Genomic DNA, 16,709 nt, shown 5'->3' on the forward strand with positions numbered 1-16,709 from the left:
GGCCTGGGCCTTTGAACGCTTCCTCGACCGCGTGGGCCAGGTGTCCTGCCCGGCCCTGGTCCTCTGGGGCGCCCGAGACCGCCTCCTCCCGGTCGAACACGGGGTGGCGATATTCAAACACCTGCAGGACGGACGCCTGCAGGTGATCGATGACTGTGGCCACGTGATGCCCTTGGAACGCCCGGAGGAACTGGCCAAGGTCCTCGCCGGCTTCTTCGAATGAGGGGAAAGACTTAAGGCCGCCGGCTTACCAGCGCCCGGTGACGGCCTGATAGACGACGGTCGCGACGGCCAGGGCGATGGCCGCCCACCAGATCCTCATCAAGAGGCTGAGAATGAAGGTCACGACCAAGCCAAGATAGTGGAAGGCGGTGCCGAGGATTTCCACGCTCATCCCTCCTCGATGGGATAGTCTATCCACCGAACATAGTCCGGCAATCATTGGGAGGTACGGTCATGTACTGGGAGAAGGTCGGCCCGCAGAACACCCGACAGACTCTGGAGCTGGCCCTGGCCCGAGCCAAGGAGCTCGGCATCAAGCACCTCGTGGTCGCTTCGAACACCGGCGAGACGTTCGAGCCGCTCCTCGAGATGAAGGCCATCGAGGCCGGGATCAACATCGTCGGGGTCACCCACCACGTCGGCTTTACCGGGCCGGGTCAGGACGAGATGGCGAAGGAGGCCCGGGAACGGCTCGAGGCGCGGGGGGTCCGCCTGCTGACCACGACCCACCTCTTCGCCAACGTGGAGCGGGCCATCACCAGCAAGTTCGGCGGCCTTTACCCCGGGGGCATCATCGCCCAGACCCTCAGAACCATCGGGCACGGCTTCAAGGTCTGCTATGAAGTCGCCGTGATGGCCCTTGACGCCGGTCTCATTCCCTACGGGGAGGAGATCATCGCCGTCGGCGGCACGGGCCGCGGAGCCGATACCGCCCTCGTCCTACGTCCGGCCCACGCCAAGGACTTCTTCGACACCGCCTGCCTCGAGATTGTCTGCAAACCCCGGGACTGGAAGCATCATCGAAGCTGAAAACGACGCCGTCCTTGGGCCGGACCCGGCTTAATTTCGCAAGAAATGACGAACGGAGGGCACCCTTGACCGACCTGATCGACCTGGCCGCCGTGGCCGGCCTCCCCGTTCAACTGGTCCATGAACGGCTGACCTTTCCGCCCGAACTGGGCGACCGGCGGCCGGCCATCCGGACCCTCGAAGCCATGCGGCCGTTCCTGGCCGTCCCCGGGGGGCGAGGACAGAACGAACTGTATTTCATGTACCGGGACCTCGGTCGGCCGGCGGACCGGCCGGCGCTGAACCGGGCCGGGCTTCGTTTCGACCTGACCGTCCTGGTGGCCGGGGATGTCGCCGGAGAGTTGGTCAAGACGGCGGGGCACTATCACCCCGTCCCTGCCGGCGGCGACCTGGCCTATCCGGAGCTGTACGCGGTCATCCACGGGCGGGCCAACTATCTCCTGCAGGATGGGAGGGGCGGCGGACCGTCCCGCGCTTTCCTCGTCGAGGCCGAGGCCGGGGACATCGTCATCGTCCCGCCCAACTTCGGCCACGTGACCATCAACGCCGGCTCGGTCCCCCTGGTCATGGCCAACTGGATCGAAGCCACCTTCGCCTCGGTCTATGAGCCCTTCGCGGAGTGGCACGGGGGCTGTTACTACGAGTTCGCCGCGACCGGACCCGGGCCGCGGATCGAGGTCAACCCGGCTTACGGTCGGTTGGTCCCGTTGACCTGCCTGACCGCCTCGGCTTTCGCCGCCATGGGGGGGCCTCCTTGCCGGCGGGGCGAGCCCGTCTACCGGCTGGGCGCCGATCACCCGGAAGCCCTACGGTTTCTGACCCACCCGGAGGCCTGGGATTGGAGTTCCCTGGTCGGCCGCGAGTGAACGGCGGGCCCTCAGCCCGGCCTCAATAGCCCAAGAGATGCCACGTCTTGGCGTCGACCTCGCCGGTAACCCGGAGACCGTTGGCCTTCTGCAATTCCTTGACCGCCTTGATGCACTCGGCGTTGAAGCGGCCGGAAATCGTTCCCTTGTACAGCCCCAAGTCGGTGAGGGCTTCTTGGACCCGGACCACGTCGGTGCCGCAGATACCGTCGCCGATCAACCGCGGCGTCTCCCCCCAGTGTCGGACCGGTTTGCCGACGATCTTCACCGGCGTCCCCACCTCGACCCAGCTGAAAAGCTCGATCACCTGGCGGTTGAACATCCGGACACAGCCGTGCGATGCATAGCTCCCGATCGAACCCGGGTTGTTGGTGCCGTGAACCCCGTAGACCCCCCAGGGGACGCTCAGCTGCATCCAGCGGGCCCCGAAGCCGCCGCCCCAGATGTCCTTGACCTTGATGAAGAAATCACCGTGGGGCGTGGGAAGGGACGGGCGCCCCACGGCCACGGGGTACTGCTGATAGGGCTCTCCCTCGACGAGGACCGTCAGGGTCCGGGCATCGGTGTCGATGACCAGGCGGAGGTCCTGACCGACCGGCTTCGGCTTGGGAGTCCAGGCGGCCCGGTTGGTCTTGCCTTTGGCCGGCGGCGCCGCCGTGCTCAAGAGGTCATCGAGGGTTCCCTCGTCCAACGACCCGTTGGCCAATGACCCGTGGGTCACCTGAAAGAGGGCGACGGCGCGGGACGTGGCCGGGCCGAAGATGCCGTCGGCCGGGCCGTCGTAGAACCCCCAGTCCGTCAACAAGGTCTGGAGGAGCAGGACGTCCACGCCGGTCGTCCACGGGTTGGAGACCGCCAGGCGGCGGGGGAAGTCCCCGCGGTTGACGGTCGCTCCCGTCTCCGAGCCCGTGCCGCCGGCGGCCTCGGGGCCGCCGGACGCCTCGGGCTCGGGGGCCCACGGCTCTTCTTGAATGGGCTGTGGTACCTTCTTGGCGGGACCCTGCGGTCGACCGGGGGTGGCCGGTCCGGGGGGCACGATCTGGAGATTCAACCGTGCGGCGGCCGCCCGCCCCGGGCCGGTCAAGCCGACCCACGCCCCGACGACCACCAGCGCCACCAAGCCCCCCGTCATTAGCTTGACCACCGACATCCGCGACCCGAGTGCCGTCACCGCTTCATTCGCTCCTCCGCCATGTCTGTTGTCGTTTCCCGTTCCGCCGGGCCTGCCGCCACTGCCGGTAGTTCTCCTGCAGGGCCATGGTCCCGATCCAGACGGCCGTGATGGAGATCCAAGTTCGGAGGAGACTGCCGGACCGGATGCTGGTCACGGTCGAATAGAGGCCGAGGAGTACTATCCCGACTCCCGCGGCCACGAGGTAGACCAAGTGACGTCGGTGCTGTTGGACCGGGTCTCCCGGCGATTTAACCACGATCACCACCGAAGACCATTGTCCCCATTGGATGATGGCCCTATGTGAGCCGGCGATGACTGAAGCGGCACCTGACCCCCGAGACTTACCATCACTTCGGCCGGAACGAATTCCGGCTGATGAAACCGGGGGCCTTCGTCATCAACGTCGGCCGCGGGGCCGCCCTCGACGTCTTCGAAGCCGAGCCGTTGAACGCCCGTGTCAATCCTTTACTGCCGGTCAAACACCTGTTAAAATAGCCTGTTCGGGGATCATTCGACAAGTCGGCCGCAGTCTGCATCTCGTGATCAAGTCGCTTGGCGAGGTCCTCATTGGTCGGTCTTTTTCTAATCTGAACGCCGGGGGGGCGCGTTCATCATGGATCTTCCTCTTGGAACCAACTTGCGTCTGCCCGCGCCGCCCGCCGCGCGGTCGGCTGTGCCGCCCGCCGGACGCCACCGGCCGGTCAGGCTCACCCGCGCCATCTTCGGGTCTCTGGGGACGGCCATTCTTGTCGTCGCCCTGGTCGTCTCCCACTGGTCCTACCTCGATGCCCGCCCGGTCGCCGGGGCCTTGGTGGCCGAGGCTGCCGACGCCGGGCCCGCCTTGACGCCGGCCCGCCCGCTGAAGGTGATGACCTTCAACATCCGCCACGCCCAGGGTGATGATGGGCGGGTCTCGGTCGAGCGCATCGCCGAAATCCTCCGGGCCTCGGACGCCGACGTGGTCGGGCTTCAGGAGGTCGACCGCCGGATGCCCCGCAGCGGCTGGCAAGACCAGGTCCGACAAATCGCCGCCCGGCTTGGTTACGATTACGCCTTTGGGCGCAACCTTGGTATCGGGCCGGTCGGATTTGGCAACGCCGTGCTCAGCCGCTACCCGATCATCACCCGCCAGAACCTTTCCTTGCCGGGAGAGCTCGAGCCACGCGGCGCCTTGGTGATCACCATCAACCTGGACCGGAACCATCTGATCACCTTCGCCGACACCCACCTCGGTCTGTCCGCCACGGACCGCCAGGGGGGGCAGGTCGCGGCCATCGTCGACGATCTCCAGAAGCTGTCTGGGCCGGTCATCCTGGTCGGCGACTTCAATGACACCGCCGGCGCTCCGGAGCAGGCCCAGCTGTCGGGGTTGCTGAAGGACAGTTACGGGGCGGCCGAGAAGAGGGACGGGGAGGGGACTTTCGGGGTGGCGGCCGGCCGGGCGGGTGAGCGCATCGACTTCGTCTGGTTGTCCGGCGATCTCAAGCCGCTGACCTGGTCGACCGTGCCGGCGACGGCCTCCGACCATCTGCCCGTAGTCGTCGAAGTCGTCCCAGCCGGAACGTGACGGTCAAAAGGGGAGTGTCATGAGAGTCGTCGTCGCCCCCGATTATGAGGCCCTGACCCTCGTCGCCGCCAAGTTCATCGCCGAGGCCATCGCCGAGAAGCCGGGTTTGGTTCTGGCCCTCCCGACCGGGAACACCCCCCTGGGAGTCTACCGACGACTGGTCATGATGAATCGCCACGGGGAGGTCAGCTTCTCTCGCGTGACCACCTTCAACCTGGATGAGTACATCGGCCTCGGGACCCAGCACCCGCTCAGTTTCCGGGTCTACATGAAGGAGCATTTCTTCGGGCTGGTCGACATCGACCCCGCCCGGGTCCACCTGCCCGATGGACTGGCTCTTGACCCGGAGGCGGAGGGGCGTCGCTATGAGGCGGAGATCGCCAAGGCCGGAGGGTTGGACCTGGCCGTCCTCGGGATCGGGCTCAATGGACACATCGGCTTCAATGAACCGGGAAGCTCTTTTGACTCCAGGACGCGGCCGGTCACCCTGTCCCGCGAGACGATGATCGGGCTTCAGGCCGGCAGGCCGCCGGAAGGGACCAGCAACGGTCAGGGGTCGGCCCGGGTCTTCCCGATGTCCGGATTGACCGTCGGCATCGCCACCATCATGGAGGCCAAACGCCTCCTCCTGCTGGCCTCCGGGGAGGTCAAGGCGGCCGCCGTCACCCGCGCCCTCGACGGGCCGATCAGCAAGGACTTTCCCGCGTCAGTCCTGCAGAGGCACGCCAACGTCACCGTCCTGGTCGACCGTGAAGCGGCCATCGACCTGGACTAGCCGAAGAACCCACCGGCGGTAATGACTGAGCTTGAAGAAGAGAGCCCGTGCGTCGGTCCGACCGGAGCGGCGCACGGGCTTTTCCTTGTCGGGCATAATACCATCTGATGATGATCCCAGAAGGGAGCGACCCTCCCATCGACACGACTGACCGACCCTATGTCTGGAACGGGGCGCGACCGCTCGACCCGACCCTGAGAACGCGAAGCTTTGAGATCTTCGCCGATTACCACACCCACACCGTTTACAGCCACGGCAAGGGGACCATCGAGGATAACTTGCTGGCGGCCCGCGAGAAGGGGCTCAGCGAGGTGGCCATCACCGACCATGGTCCGGCGGCCCTCGGCATCGGCGTTCGCGAGGTCAAGACCCTGGAAGTGATCAAAGCCCGGGCGGACCACTACAACCGGCTTTTCGCCGACATCAGGGTCCTGGCCGGGGTGGAGGCCAACGTCATCACCCTCGACGGCCGCCTCGATGTCCCCAGGCAAGCCCTCCGCCAGCTCGACCTGCGCGTGGCCGGGCTGCACTGGCAGATCAAGCCGGGCTCCTTCGCGGCCGGGTTTGACCTCGTCTTCAATAACCTGGTGCTGGCCAAGTTCAGCCGGCGGATGCGGCGCCGGGCCCGGACCGTCAACACCAAGGCCCTCATCGAGGCGATCAACCGCTACGACCTGGACATCATCAGCCACCCCGGCCTGAAGATGGACATCGACACCTATGACCTGTCCAGAGCGGCGGCCCGGCGCGGGACGGCCCTCGAGATCAGCGCCGGCCACCCCTACATGACCACGGACTTCATCAAGATCGGATTGAAAGAGGGAGTCAAGTTCTCCATTGACAGCGACGCCCACCTCCCGGCCAACGTCGGGAACCTGGAACGGGGCGTGCGCCTGGCCGCCAGGGCCGGGCTGAAAGCCGACGACTTGATCAACGCCAGGCCGCCTCAGCCTCTGCGGCTTGGAGAAGAGGAGGCAGTGATGGACAGTCGAAGAAGGAGATCGCGCCGCGGGGAGCCCCGGGAAGAGCCCCGCGAAAAGCCCATGGTGGCCATGGCCGAGGAACTCGCGCCGCAGTTGGTGAACCAGCCCGAGAAGAGCGGCGGGCGGGCCTCCGAGGCGACGCCGACGGTTGGAGCGCCGCCGGCCGAGCGGGCCGGGGGTGAGATGGCCTACAACCTAAGGTTGGCGGGTCGGGGCAAGGTCGACGCGCCGCCGCCTGAACGCAGCGAGGGCGAGCTCGACTACAGCCTGCGCGTGGGCGGCAAGCGGGTAACCAAGGACAAGACCCCGCGGTCCGGCCGGGCGGAGGACACCCAAGAGCCTCGCCGCTGACAGGAAAAGCTCGGGGCCACGCCGAAGTTGAGCCTTTGAGATGGCGCCCCGGGAGGCAAGGACGTTGAACAACCTTCATTTCCTGATCATCTCCGGGCTGTCCGGCGCGGGCAAGACCCGCGTCCTGCAGTCCTTAGAGGACCTGGGCTACTTCTGCGTGGACAATCTGCCCCCCGGGCTGATCCCTAAGTTCGCCGAGCTCTGCTCACAACCTGAGAACAAGCTGCAACGAGTCGCCCTGGTCATCGACGTCCGGGGCGGCGAGTTCTTTGACAGCCTTTCTGAGTCCCTTGAATACCTTGAGGATAGTGGCTTCCCGTACAAGGTCCTCTTCCTCGAGGCCGACGACGAGACGCTGGTGCGGCGGTACAAGGAGACCCGTCGCCGCCATCCCTTGGCCCAGCAGGGGAGCGTCCTCGAGGGCATCCGCGAGGAGCGGGCCCGGCTCCAGGAGCTCCGCGGCCGCGCCACCTGGATCATCGACACCACCGACTTGACCCCACAGAAGCTGCGCGAGCAGATCGTCGGGATCTTTTCGAGGGACGAGGACCTGCAGCGGATGATCATCACTCTCGTCTCCTTCGGTTTCAAACACGGCCTACCCCTCGACGCCGACCTGATCTTCGATGTCCGCTTCCTCCCCAATCCGCACTACGTCGAAGCCCTGCGGCCGCTGGACGGCAACAACGAGAAGGTCCGCGACTACGTCCTCAAATGGCCGGCGGCCCAGAAGTTCCTCCGCCGCCTGCAAAGCCTGATTGAGTTCCTCCTGCCCCATTACGAGCAGGAGGGCAAGTCCCAGCTGACGATCGGTATCGGCTGCACCGGCGGGCGCCACCGCTCGGTGGTCATCTCCGAGCACCTGGCCGAATGGCTCCGTGGAAAGGGGTCTACCGTCCTGGTCGAGCACCGAGACATCTCCCGCGAACCCGTCGGGGCTGAGGAGAGATGAGGTTCATCCGCTGGCTTTACCCCGGACTGGGGGTCAAGCGCTGGCTCGTCCTCTTCAGCCTCGGGGTCTTCTTGATCGCCGCCGGCTTGGCCATCGCCATCGACGCCCACGTCCTCGGTCAGCTCGAGGAGGCGATGCGCCAATTCAGCCTGGCCACCACCGGACGCTTCATCACCAGGGGCTTCCGCGGCGCCATCCTCATCGCCGTTGGAGCCGTCCTGGCCTTCGTCTCGGTGCAGAGGATCGTCAGGAGCATCGTCCTGGGCCTCCTTCCGGCCGGCGTCCGCGGCATCGCCGACACCATCTATCACCGTCGCCAGTTGGCCAGGGGTCCGCGGGTCGTGGCCATCGGCGGCGGAACCGGCCTGTCCGTCCTTCTTCGCGGGCTGAAGGAGTACACCAGCAACATCACGGCCATCGTCACCGTCACCGACGACGGCGGAAGCTCCGGCCGACTGCGAGACGAGATGGGCGTCCTCCCCCCGGGCGACATCCGCAACTGCCTGGTCGCCCTGGCCGACGCCGAACCGATGATGCAGTCGCTCTTCCAGTACCGCTTCAAGGGCGGGCAGCTCGAAGGACACAGCTTCGGCAATCTGTTCATCGCGGCCATGTCCGAGCTGACCGGTGACTTCGAAGAGGCCGTTCGGGCCTCGAGCAAGGTCCTGGCTATCCGCGGCCGGGTCCTCCCCTCGACCCTCGACGACGTGGTCCTCCGGGCCGAGTTCGAAGACGGTTCGGCCGAGCGGGGAGAGACCCGCATCTCCAAGAGCTTCAAGCGGATCAAGCGAGTCTTCCTGGACCCCCGGGAGGCCTCCGCCGTGCCGGAGGCAATCGAGGCGGTCATGTCGGCCGACCTCATCGTCCTTGGCCCGGGAAGCCTCTATACCAGCGTCTGCCCCAACCTTGCGGTGTCCGGTCTGGCCGAGGCGATCCGCCACAGCCCGGCCAAGGTCGTCTACATCCTCAACGTGATGAGCCAGCCCGGTGAGACCGACGGGCTCGACGCGGCCGATCACGTGCGCGCCGTCCTGGGCCAGTTGGGCCAGGGAACGGTCGACTATGTCCTGGTGGCCGGCGATGCGCTGCCTCTGGCCCGTCTTCAGGCTTACGCCGAACAAGGAGCCCACCCGGTCACGGTGGCCGTCCGCCGCCTGGAGGAACTGCGCGTCAAGGCCATGCGGGCCCAGGTCATCGCGGCCTCCGGGCTGGTCCGACACGATCCCGACAAGCTGGCCCGGGCGGTCCTTCGGCTGGCGGAGGTGAGCCGACCTGTCGTTCGCGGAGATCATCAAGGATGAGCTGGCCCGTCTCCCCGCCGAGCACGACTGCTGTCTCCCGGCCGAGTTGGCCGGCCTGGCCCGGTCGGCCGGCAGTCTGGAGATATCCAGCTCCGAACCCCTCGGCCGGTCCCGCCACCTTCACCTGAAACTGGTCACCGAGAACGCGGCCGTTGCTCGAAAGGCCTTCTCACTGGTCAAGGGCCTGTTCCATACGATCAGTGAAGTCAGCGTCGAACGCCTGCAGCGCCTGCGGCGGGCCAATCGGTACGTCGTCCGCGTCGTCTTCCCCGGGGAATCGGCCCAGGTCGTCCTACACCGGTTGGGCCTCCTGGACCGCCGCGGGGCGGTCACCCCGACAAGTCCAGCGGGGCTCCTCGGGCGGGCCTGCTGCCGGCGATCCTACCTGCGCGGCCTGTTCATGGGTTCGGGGTTCGTCAGTGATCCGGAGCGGCCTTACCACCTCGAGCTCATCCTCAGCCGTCGGGAACTGGCCGAGCAGGCGGTCGAGGTGCTGGGCTCATTCGGCATCCGGGCCCGGGTGGCGGCCAGGAAGGAGTCCTTCCTCGTCTACCTCAAGGACGGCGAGCAGATCGGCCAGTTCATCAGCGTCATCGGGGCCCACCAAGCCCTGCTCAACTACGAGAACATCCGGATCACCAAGGGCATGCGCAACCGGGTCAACCGGCTGGTCAATATGGAGACCGCCAACCTGGCGAAGGTCGCCGACGCGGCCGTCAACCAGACAGAGGCGATCGAGAAGATCATCCGGACCATCGGTCTGGGGGCCCTCAGCCCCGGCCTCCAAGAGGCGGCCAGGCTTCGCCTGGACCACCCCGAGGCGACCTTGCAAGAACTGGGCGATCTGGCCCGCCCGCACATCAGCAAATCCGGCGTCAATCACCGTCTGCGAAGGTTGGTCCGCCTGGCGGCCGACCTATCCGAGAATTAGAAAAGTCCGACTTTGCCTCCAACCGTGCAGGCCCCCGTAAAGCGTGGGCCTTTTTGGTTTCATCGGTGAAGGAAAACGGCGGCGTACCGTGGAAATCATCGAAAGTTTAGCCCCGCCGCACCAAACGACGGCCGACCCCCGGTGGACCAAGAATGAACGCCAACATCCGCGGCCACACCCAAGGCCGACATCCGTGGCCACACTCGTGAAATCGCCTGTTTTCGGGAGGTGGTTCGAGCCCTGGAATGGGCCTCGCCGCAATTCGCCCCAAGGCCGACAATAAAGCCTTTGACGAAATTAGACAGTTTGTTCTATAGTTAGAACAAATGGGGTTAGGTATGTTCGCGGTAGTGATTGTGGTCACAGGGTATCTTTGATCATCCACCAGGAAGAAAGGGATGGAGATGGAGGTCTTAAACTTAACCGCCGTCGGCGAGGCCGGGAAGAGCTTTGCCGCCCGCGTCGGCGCCGAAGCCGGGACGGACGTCTACAGCTGCTACCAGTGCGGCAAATGCTCGGCCGGCTGTCCCCTATCGTACGAAATGGACTTCCAGCCGCGGCAGATCATGCGCCTCGTCCAGCTGGGTCTGAAGGACCTGGCCCTGAAGAGCTCAACCATCTGGCTCTGCGCCTCCTGTGCCACCTGCACCACCCGCTGCCCGCGGGAGGTCAAGATCGCCTCGGTGATGGATGTCCTTCGGGCGATGGCCCGGCGCGAAGGCTACCCCATCAAGGAGAAGGGCATCGCGGTCTTCCATCGCAACTTCCTCAACACCGTGGCCTTCGGCGGCCGTTCCTACGAACTCGGCATGATCCTTGGTTACAAGCTCGGAACCCTGCCCGCTCAGCCATTGAAGGACCTCGACCTCGGCTTCACCTGGCTGCAGCAGGGCAAGTTGAAGTTCATCCCCGAGCGGATCAAGGATGCGGCGGCCATCCGCGAGATCTTCTCCAAGACCCGCGAGATCGAGCAGGCCGACCTGGCCAAGGAACGCGCCCAGGGGTCCGGCCCCGAGACCGGCCACGGCGCCGGCTTGCCCGCCGGGGGAACGGAGGGACATTCGTGAAGTACGCCTACTACCCAGGATGTAGCCTCCACTCGACGGCCACCGAGTACGACGCGACGACCCGGGCGGTCTGCGCCGCCCTCGGCGTCGAGCTGGCCGAGATTCCCGATTGGAATTGCTGCGGGGCGACCTCGGCTCACGCCACCAACCACTTGCTGTCGCTGGCCCTGCCGGCCCGCGACCTGGTCAAGGCGGAGAACATGGGCCTCGATGTGGTCGCTCCCTGCGCCGCCTGCTACAGCCGGATGGCCACGACCCTGCACGAGACCAAGGGTAACGAGGTCCTACGGCGCAAGGTGTCGGAGATCATCGGGGCCGACTTCGCCGCCACGGCCAAGGCCAAGTCCCTTCTCGAGGTGCTGGCCGTGGACGTCGGCCCGAAGGTCGTCGAGACCAAGGTGCAAAAACCCCTCAAGGGCCTGAAGGTCGCCGCCTACTATGGCTGCCTCCTGGTCCGGCCACCGGACGTCACCGGCTGGGATGACGCGGAGAATCCCCAGAGCATGGAGCGCCTGATGACCGCCCTCGGCGCGGAGGCGGTCGATTGGCCGTTCAAGACCGAGTGCTGCGGGGCCAGCCTGTCGGTCAGCCGGACCGACGTGGTCCTCAAGCTGGTCAACGACATCTTGGCGATGGCCAAGTCGTGCGGCGCCGACGCCCTGGTCTGCGCCTGCCCGATGTGCCAGGCCAACCTGGACGGTCGCCAGCCGGCCGTGGAGAAGGCCTACAAGACCACCTACCACCTGCCGGTCTTCTACTTCACCCAGCTCATGAGTCTGGCCATGGGCATCGACGAATGGAAGCTCGGATTCCGCCGGCACTCGATCGACCCTCGCGAACTCCTCCATGCCAAGGAAATCGCTTGACATCCTCCCACGACTGAAGCCGATGGGATTCTGGGAACCCCAGATTGGTCGGCTGCTACTTCCGCCCGAGCCGTTTCCGTCCGGGCTTCATCGGTGCAACCATAAGGGCCAAGTCAGTGGCCCATCCCGGCTAGGTTGTACCCTGCCGGGCGGCGGCCCTGAAGACTATGAAGCCTTCGCCAGACCGCTAATTGCCTTGCTGATGTTCTTTCCGCCCACCACGTCCGCATGCTCCTTGTGACTGCAGTGCCTGCACAGGAAGACAATGCCGTTGCGGTTTGACTCGTCGACGACTCCGCACTCCGGGCAGGCCCTACTGGTGTTGGCCGGTATGACCCATTCAACCTTCATTCCCGCCAGGATGGCCTTGTAGGCGATGAACCGCTGGAGTTGACGGAAGGCCCAACTGTGCAGGCTGCGGCCACGGTCCTTGCGGTCACGCTGGTGGCGGAAGCGGATGCCGGACAAGTCCTCCATGCGAATGGTACTGACGCCACGGGCGAGACACCAGTTCACAATCTCTCGGCTGATCTTGTGGTCCAGGTCGCGCATCCAGTGTGCTTCCTTGCCCTTCATGCGCCGGATGGCCGACAGGGCTTTGGCCTTACCCATCCTGGTCCGCAGGGCTGAGAAGCGGCGGCGAACATAGGCGGCGTGGTCCCCGGAGAAGAAGAGGGTCTCGTTTCCGCATACCGCCACCGCAAGGTTACGCAGTCCGAGGTCGATGCCCGCCACTTTCGTCCCGACGCACGGCGTCACCTGGACGGTGATGGACAGGGCCAGATACCAGCGACCGCGCTTCGCGTAGAGTTTTGCCGCCCCTTGCTTGACAGTGGAACCCAGTTTTTCGAGGTGTGTACTCTGCCGGTCGGTGACAGTGAGAGGGACCCGTACCCGTCCTTCGTGGGTCGGGAAGGAAGCTGTCCAGAAGTCGCCAACTCGCTTCAGGCTCAAGTTCTGGTTGTTGAATGATGGGGGCAGTACCCGGAACCGCTTCACTTTCTTGGCCGCTTGCACATCACGCAGTGCCTGGTTGAGTACCGCCGCCGGGATCGGGGAAGAAAGGTATGACGCCGCAGTCATGGATGACAGCCCTTTCGGTCGCCCGGCGGTAACCAGGTTATTCGCCAGGGCAGTGGTGCGGGCGGTCAACTCGGAGTACAGCCGCTGCTTGGCGATGGTTGGCCGGTGCAACCCGAGACGCAACGTGATCGTTTGCACCGTCTCACCCCCGCCTCTTCTGCATGGCGATGCACTTTCGAACGGTCTTTGAACTATGGGTTCCTGGCGAATCAAGGAAACGGAGACTTCTGCTTCATAGCAATATCATAACACGAACAGATGTTCGGTGCAAGGAGGCAGTGATTCGTCCCACCCGCATGAGAGTAGAGCTTTCTCGCTGCGATTCCGTAATCCACTAGCGGGAGCGATGTGATATGCGAAGAATAGGGGTCTTCATTTGCTGGTGCGGCTCCAACATCGCCGGCACGGTCGATATCGAGCAGCTCAAAGCCGCGGCGGCGAAGATGCCCAACGTGGTCTATGTTGAGGACAACAAATACACCTGCTCCGAGCCGGGCCAGGCGTCGATCCAGAAGGCCATCAAGGAGCAGAAGCTCGACCGGGTGGTCGTCGCCGCCTGTTCCCCGCGGATGCACGAGAACACCTTTCGCCGGACGGTGGCCGGAGGCGGGTTGAACCCGTACCTCCTCGAGATCGCCAACATCCGCGAGCACTGTTCGTGGGTCCACCCGGACAAGGTCGCCGGCACGAAGAAGGCCATCGACCTGGTCCGGAGGGCGACGGCCAAGGTCGTCAAGAACGTGCCTCTGCAGCGGGCCTCGATCGACGTGACCAAGAAGGCCATGGTCATCGGCGGCGGCATCGCCGGGATCCAGGCCGCCCTGGACATCGCCGACGCCGGCCACGAGGTCGTGCTGGTGGAACGGGAACCCTCCATCGGCGGCCACATGGCCCAGCTCGACAAGACCTTCCCGACCCTCGACTGCTCGGCCTGCATCCTGGCGCCGAAGATGGTCGACACCGGCCAGCACCCCAACATCACCATGATGACTTGGTCCGAGGTGGAGAAGGTCGAGGGTTACATCGGCAACTTCACCGTGACCATTCGTAAGAAGGCCCGCCACGTCGACGTGACCAAGTGCACGGGCTGCGGCGTTTGCTGGTCGAAGTGCCCGTCCAAGGTATCCAGCGAGTTCGACCTGGGCCTCGGCAAGCGGAAGTCGATCTACGTGCCCTTCCCCCAGGCCATCCCGATGAAGCCGGTCATCGATGAGAAGACCTGTATCTACTTCAAGACCGGCAAGTGCAAGGCTTGCCAGATGTTCTGCCCGACCGGCTCGATCCTCTTTGATCAGCAGGATGAGTTGGTCCAGGAGAAGGTCGGGGCAATCATCGTCGCCACCGGCTACGACCAGTGGGATCCCAGCCCCTACGGCGAATACGGCTACGGACGCTACAAGGACGTCATCACCGGCCTCGAGTTCGAGCGGTTGATCAACGCCTCCGGGCCGACCGAGGGCAAGGTCAAGCGGCCGTCCGACGGGAAGATCCCCGAGACCGTGGCGATCATCTCCTGCGTCGGCTCGCGCGACGAGGCCAAGGGCATCCCCTATTGCTCCAAGACCTGCTGCATGTACGCGGCCAAGCACGCCGTCCTGGTCGAGGAGAAACTCCACGGCCATCCCTACGTCTTCTACATGGACGTCCGCACCCCGGGCAAGGGTTACGAGGAGTTCTACAAGCGGGCCACCGAGGAACACCACGCCACTTACATTCGCGGGCGGGTCTCCAAGATCTACCCCAAGGACGGCAAGCTGGTCTGCGTCGGTGAGGACACCCTCCTCGGTAAGAAAGTTGAGGTCGCGGTGGACCTGGTGGTCCTGGCCTCGGCCATGGTCCATCAGCCCGGCGCTACCAAGCTGGCCCAGACCCTGGGCATCTCCTATGATCAAAACCAATTCTACACCGAGGCCCACGCCAAGCTGCGTCCGGTCGAGACCAACACGGCCGGCATCTACCTGGCCGGCGCCTGTCAGGGTCCGAAGGACATCCCCGAGACGGTCGCCCAGGCCGGCGCGGCCGCCTCGAAGGTCATCGGCCTCCTGGCCAAGGACAGGTTGGAGACCGAGCCGCTGGTGGCCAGCTGCAACGAGGCCATCTGCTCGGGTTGCCTGTGGTGCAAGCCGATCTGCCCGTACAAGGCCATCGATGCCAAGATGATCAAGGAGCGGATCGCCGGCGGCAAGACCATCGAGCGTCAGGTCGCCTCGGTCAACGCCAGCCTGTGCCAGGGCTGCGGGGCCTGCACGGTGGCCTGCCGGACGGGGGCCATGAACGTCCTCGGGTTCACCAACGAACACATCCTGGCGGAGGTGGACGCGCTATGTCTGTAGACGAAAAAGCGGCCCCGAACGCCACGCCGGCCCCGGAGGGCTGGGAACCAAAGATCATCGGCTTCGCCTGCAACTGGTGCACTTACGCCGGCGCCGACCTGGCCGGGACGAGCCGGATCCAGTACCCGCCGAACATCCGGGTCATCCGCGTCCCGTGCTCCGGCCGGATCAACCCGCAGTTCGTCATCCGCGCCTTCCAGCGCGGGGCCGACGGCGTGCTGGTGGCCGGCTGCCATCCCGGGGACTGCCACTACTCCACCGGCAACTACTTCGCCCGCCGCCGCTACCTCCTGGCCAAGCGGCTCATCGAGTACCTCGGCCTGGAGCCTGACCGGTTGCAGGTCCGCTGGATTTCGGGCTCCGAAGGCCAGAAGTTCGCCGAGACGGTCAGGGAGATGACCGAAAAAGTCAGGGCCCTCGGCCCCCAGAGGAGGCTCGGGGAGACGCTATGAGCGCTGTCCTTTCAGATCAGCAAGCGGCCCTCCGTGAGGAAGTCAAGAAGCTGCTCGCCGACGGGACCGTCAAGGGTTTCATCGGCTACGCCCGCGGCCGCGACTCCTATCATCCGGCGCCGACCATCGTCACCCGGCCCGACCAGGTCGATGGACTCATCCTCGACCAGTTCTGCATCTTCGGCCTGCCCAAGTACCTCCTCGACTACATCTTCCAGGACGGCAAGATGGGCATCGTCGTCAAAGGTTGCGACTCCCTGGCCCTTGGCCGCCTCCTCGCCGACCACCGGGTCGACCGGGCCAAGGTCCACGTCATCGGCCTCCCATGCGCCGGCATCCTGAACAACGAGAAGGTGGCGACCCTAGGCCTCGGCAAGATCCAAAAGGTCACCGACAAGGGCACGGCCTTCCTCGCCGAGGGCGATAAGAAGACGGCCGAACTGCCCAAGGCCGAGTACCTCTGGCAAAAGTGCCAGTGGTGTGAGAACCACAACCCGGTCGCCTGCGACACCCTCCTCGGCGCCGAGGTCGAGAACGTGGCCGCCAAGCCACGGGACTACTCGGACGTCAAGGAGCTCGAGAAGATGTCGGCCGAGGAGAAGTCGGCCTACTGGGCCCGCCAGTTCTCGCGGTGCATCCGCTGCTATGCCTGCCGGAACGTGTGTCCGGCCTGCAACTGCCGCGAGTGCGTCTTCGACATCGCCGAGCCGCGCTGGCTGGGCAACACGGTCAAGCTCTCCGACCAGCAGATGTTCCACTTCACCCGGGCCTTCCACGTCGCCGGACGGTGCGTCGACTGCGGCGAGTGCGAGCGGGTCTGCCCGATGGAGATCCCCCTGATGAGACTGCAACGGAAGCTGCAGAAGGACATCATCGAGCTGTTCGGCAACCCGAAGCCCTACGCCCCTTCCGAGGTCGAGTCGCTCGGCCAGTTCCGAGCGAGCGAAGACCCGGAAGAGTTCATGTGAGGAGGTGA

The 16,709-nt window shown here is 65.3% G+C and carries 19 protein-coding genes; 15 read left to right on the forward strand and 4 right to left on the reverse strand.

The window, feature by feature from the left end; all coding sequences use genetic code 11:
- A partial coding sequence (locus VGL40_12600) for an alpha/beta hydrolase (GenBank protein ID HEY3316101.1) occupies window positions 1-223 on the forward strand: 223 nt, incomplete at its 5' end.
- Window positions 224-247: 24 nt separating this feature from the next.
- On the opposite strand, the gene VGL40_12605 is transcribed toward VGL40_12600, so the two are convergent.
- Window positions 248-388: a hypothetical protein gene (locus VGL40_12605; protein HEY3316102.1), complete on the reverse strand. Its 141-nt coding sequence runs from the start codon at window positions 386-388 to the stop codon at window positions 248-250.
- A 68-nt stretch (window positions 389-456) separates the two neighbouring features.
- Here VGL40_12605 and VGL40_12610 point away from each other — a divergent pair, with 68 nt between their 5' ends.
- A complete protein-coding gene (locus VGL40_12610; protein HEY3316103.1) occupies window positions 457-1,032 on the forward strand; it encodes a pyruvate kinase alpha/beta domain-containing protein in 576 nt (191 codons plus the stop codon).
- 65 nt (window positions 1,033-1,097) lie between these two features.
- Window positions 1,098-1,898 (forward strand): glucose-6-phosphate isomerase family protein, encoded by an 801-nt coding sequence (locus VGL40_12615; GenBank protein ID HEY3316104.1) that lies wholly within the window; start codon window positions 1,098-1,100, stop codon window positions 1,896-1,898.
- 22 nt (window positions 1,899-1,920) lie between these two features.
- On the opposite strand, the gene VGL40_12620 is transcribed toward VGL40_12615, so the two are convergent.
- Together VGL40_12620 and VGL40_12625 are read right to left on the reverse strand one after the other, a co-directional pair.
- Entirely contained in the window at window positions 1,921-3,069 is a 1,149-nt protein-coding gene (locus tag VGL40_12620) for a peptidoglycan-binding protein (protein ID HEY3316105.1), read from the reverse strand.
- 4 nt (window positions 3,070-3,073) lie between these two features.
- Window positions 3,074-3,328 (reverse strand): hypothetical protein, encoded by a 255-nt coding sequence (locus tag VGL40_12625; protein HEY3316106.1) that lies wholly within the window; start codon window positions 3,326-3,328, stop codon window positions 3,074-3,076.
- Window positions 3,329-3,399: 71 nt separating this feature from the next.
- On the opposite strand from VGL40_12625, the gene VGL40_12630 reads away from it, so the two are divergent.
- The 9 genes from VGL40_12630 (at window position 3,400) to VGL40_12670 (ending at window position 11,865) form a co-directional block, all read left to right on the forward strand.
- A complete protein-coding gene (locus VGL40_12630; protein HEY3316107.1) occupies window positions 3,400-3,567 on the forward strand; it encodes an NAD(P)-dependent oxidoreductase in 168 nt (55 codons plus the stop codon).
- Window positions 3,568-3,685: 118 nt separating this feature from the next.
- Window positions 3,686-4,639, forward strand: a complete 954-nt coding sequence (locus VGL40_12635) for an endonuclease/exonuclease/phosphatase family protein (GenBank protein ID HEY3316108.1) — start codon at window positions 3,686-3,688, stop codon at window positions 4,637-4,639.
- A gap of 19 nt (window positions 4,640-4,658) precedes the next feature.
- Window positions 4,659-5,414, forward strand: coding sequence for a glucosamine-6-phosphate deaminase (gene nagB, locus VGL40_12640; protein ID HEY3316109.1), 756 nt, complete (start codon window positions 4,659-4,661; stop codon window positions 5,412-5,414).
- Between the two features lie 107 nt (window positions 5,415-5,521).
- Entirely contained in the window at window positions 5,522-6,748 is a 1,227-nt protein-coding gene (locus VGL40_12645; GenBank protein HEY3316110.1) for a PHP domain-containing protein, read from the forward strand.
- 64 nt (window positions 6,749-6,812) lie between these two features.
- Entirely contained in the window at window positions 6,813-7,700 is an 888-nt protein-coding gene (gene rapZ, locus VGL40_12650; protein ID HEY3316111.1) for an RNase adapter RapZ, read from the forward strand.
- Entirely contained in the window at window positions 7,697-9,001 is a 1,305-nt protein-coding gene (locus VGL40_12655) for a YvcK family protein (protein ID HEY3316112.1), read from the forward strand. The genes rapZ and VGL40_12655 overlap by 4 nt, the downstream gene beginning before the upstream one ends.
- 1 nt (window position 9,002) lies before the next feature.
- Entirely contained in the window at window positions 9,003-9,932 is a 930-nt protein-coding gene (whiA, locus tag VGL40_12660; protein HEY3316113.1) for a DNA-binding protein WhiA, read from the forward strand.
- Between the two features lie 404 nt (window positions 9,933-10,336).
- Window positions 10,337-10,999: a 4Fe-4S dicluster domain-containing protein gene (locus tag VGL40_12665; protein HEY3316114.1), complete on the forward strand. Its 663-nt coding sequence runs from the start codon at window positions 10,337-10,339 to the stop codon at window positions 10,997-10,999.
- Window positions 10,996-11,865, forward strand: a complete 870-nt coding sequence (locus VGL40_12670; GenBank protein HEY3316115.1) for a CoB--CoM heterodisulfide reductase iron-sulfur subunit B family protein — start codon at window positions 10,996-10,998, stop codon at window positions 11,863-11,865. The genes VGL40_12665 and VGL40_12670 overlap by 4 nt, the downstream gene beginning before the upstream one ends.
- Before the next feature lie 165 nt (window positions 11,866-12,030).
- Here VGL40_12670 and VGL40_12675 read toward each other — a convergent pair whose 3' ends face one another.
- On the reverse strand, window positions 12,031-13,086 hold the full coding sequence (locus VGL40_12675) for a transposase (protein ID HEY3316116.1): 1,056 nt from the start codon (window positions 13,084-13,086) through the stop codon (window positions 12,031-12,033).
- Window positions 13,087-13,301: 215 nt separating this feature from the next.
- Between VGL40_12675 and VGL40_12680 the strand changes: the two genes are divergently transcribed.
- The 3 genes from VGL40_12680 to VGL40_12690 are packed head-to-tail and all read left to right on the forward strand — an operon-like array spanning window position 13,302 to window position 16,701.
- A complete protein-coding gene (locus VGL40_12680) occupies window positions 13,302-15,281 on the forward strand; it encodes a CoB--CoM heterodisulfide reductase iron-sulfur subunit A family protein (protein ID HEY3316117.1) in 1,980 nt (659 codons plus the stop codon).
- Window positions 15,272-15,733 (forward strand): hydrogenase iron-sulfur subunit, encoded by a 462-nt coding sequence (locus tag VGL40_12685; GenBank protein ID HEY3316118.1) that lies wholly within the window; start codon window positions 15,272-15,274, stop codon window positions 15,731-15,733. The genes VGL40_12680 and VGL40_12685 overlap by 10 nt, the downstream gene beginning before the upstream one ends.
- Complete coding sequence (locus tag VGL40_12690; GenBank protein HEY3316119.1) at window positions 15,730-16,701, forward strand: 4Fe-4S dicluster domain-containing protein; 972 nt, start codon at window positions 15,730-15,732, stop codon at window positions 16,699-16,701. Before VGL40_12685 ends, VGL40_12690 begins: the two co-directional genes overlap by 4 nt.
- Window positions 16,702-16,709 lie beyond the last annotated feature (8 nt).

The sequence above is a fragment of the Bacillota bacterium genome (genome assembly GCA_036504675.1).
Taxonomy (GTDB): Bacteria; Bacillota; Sulfobacillia; order JAJYWN01; family JAJZPE01; genus DASXUT01.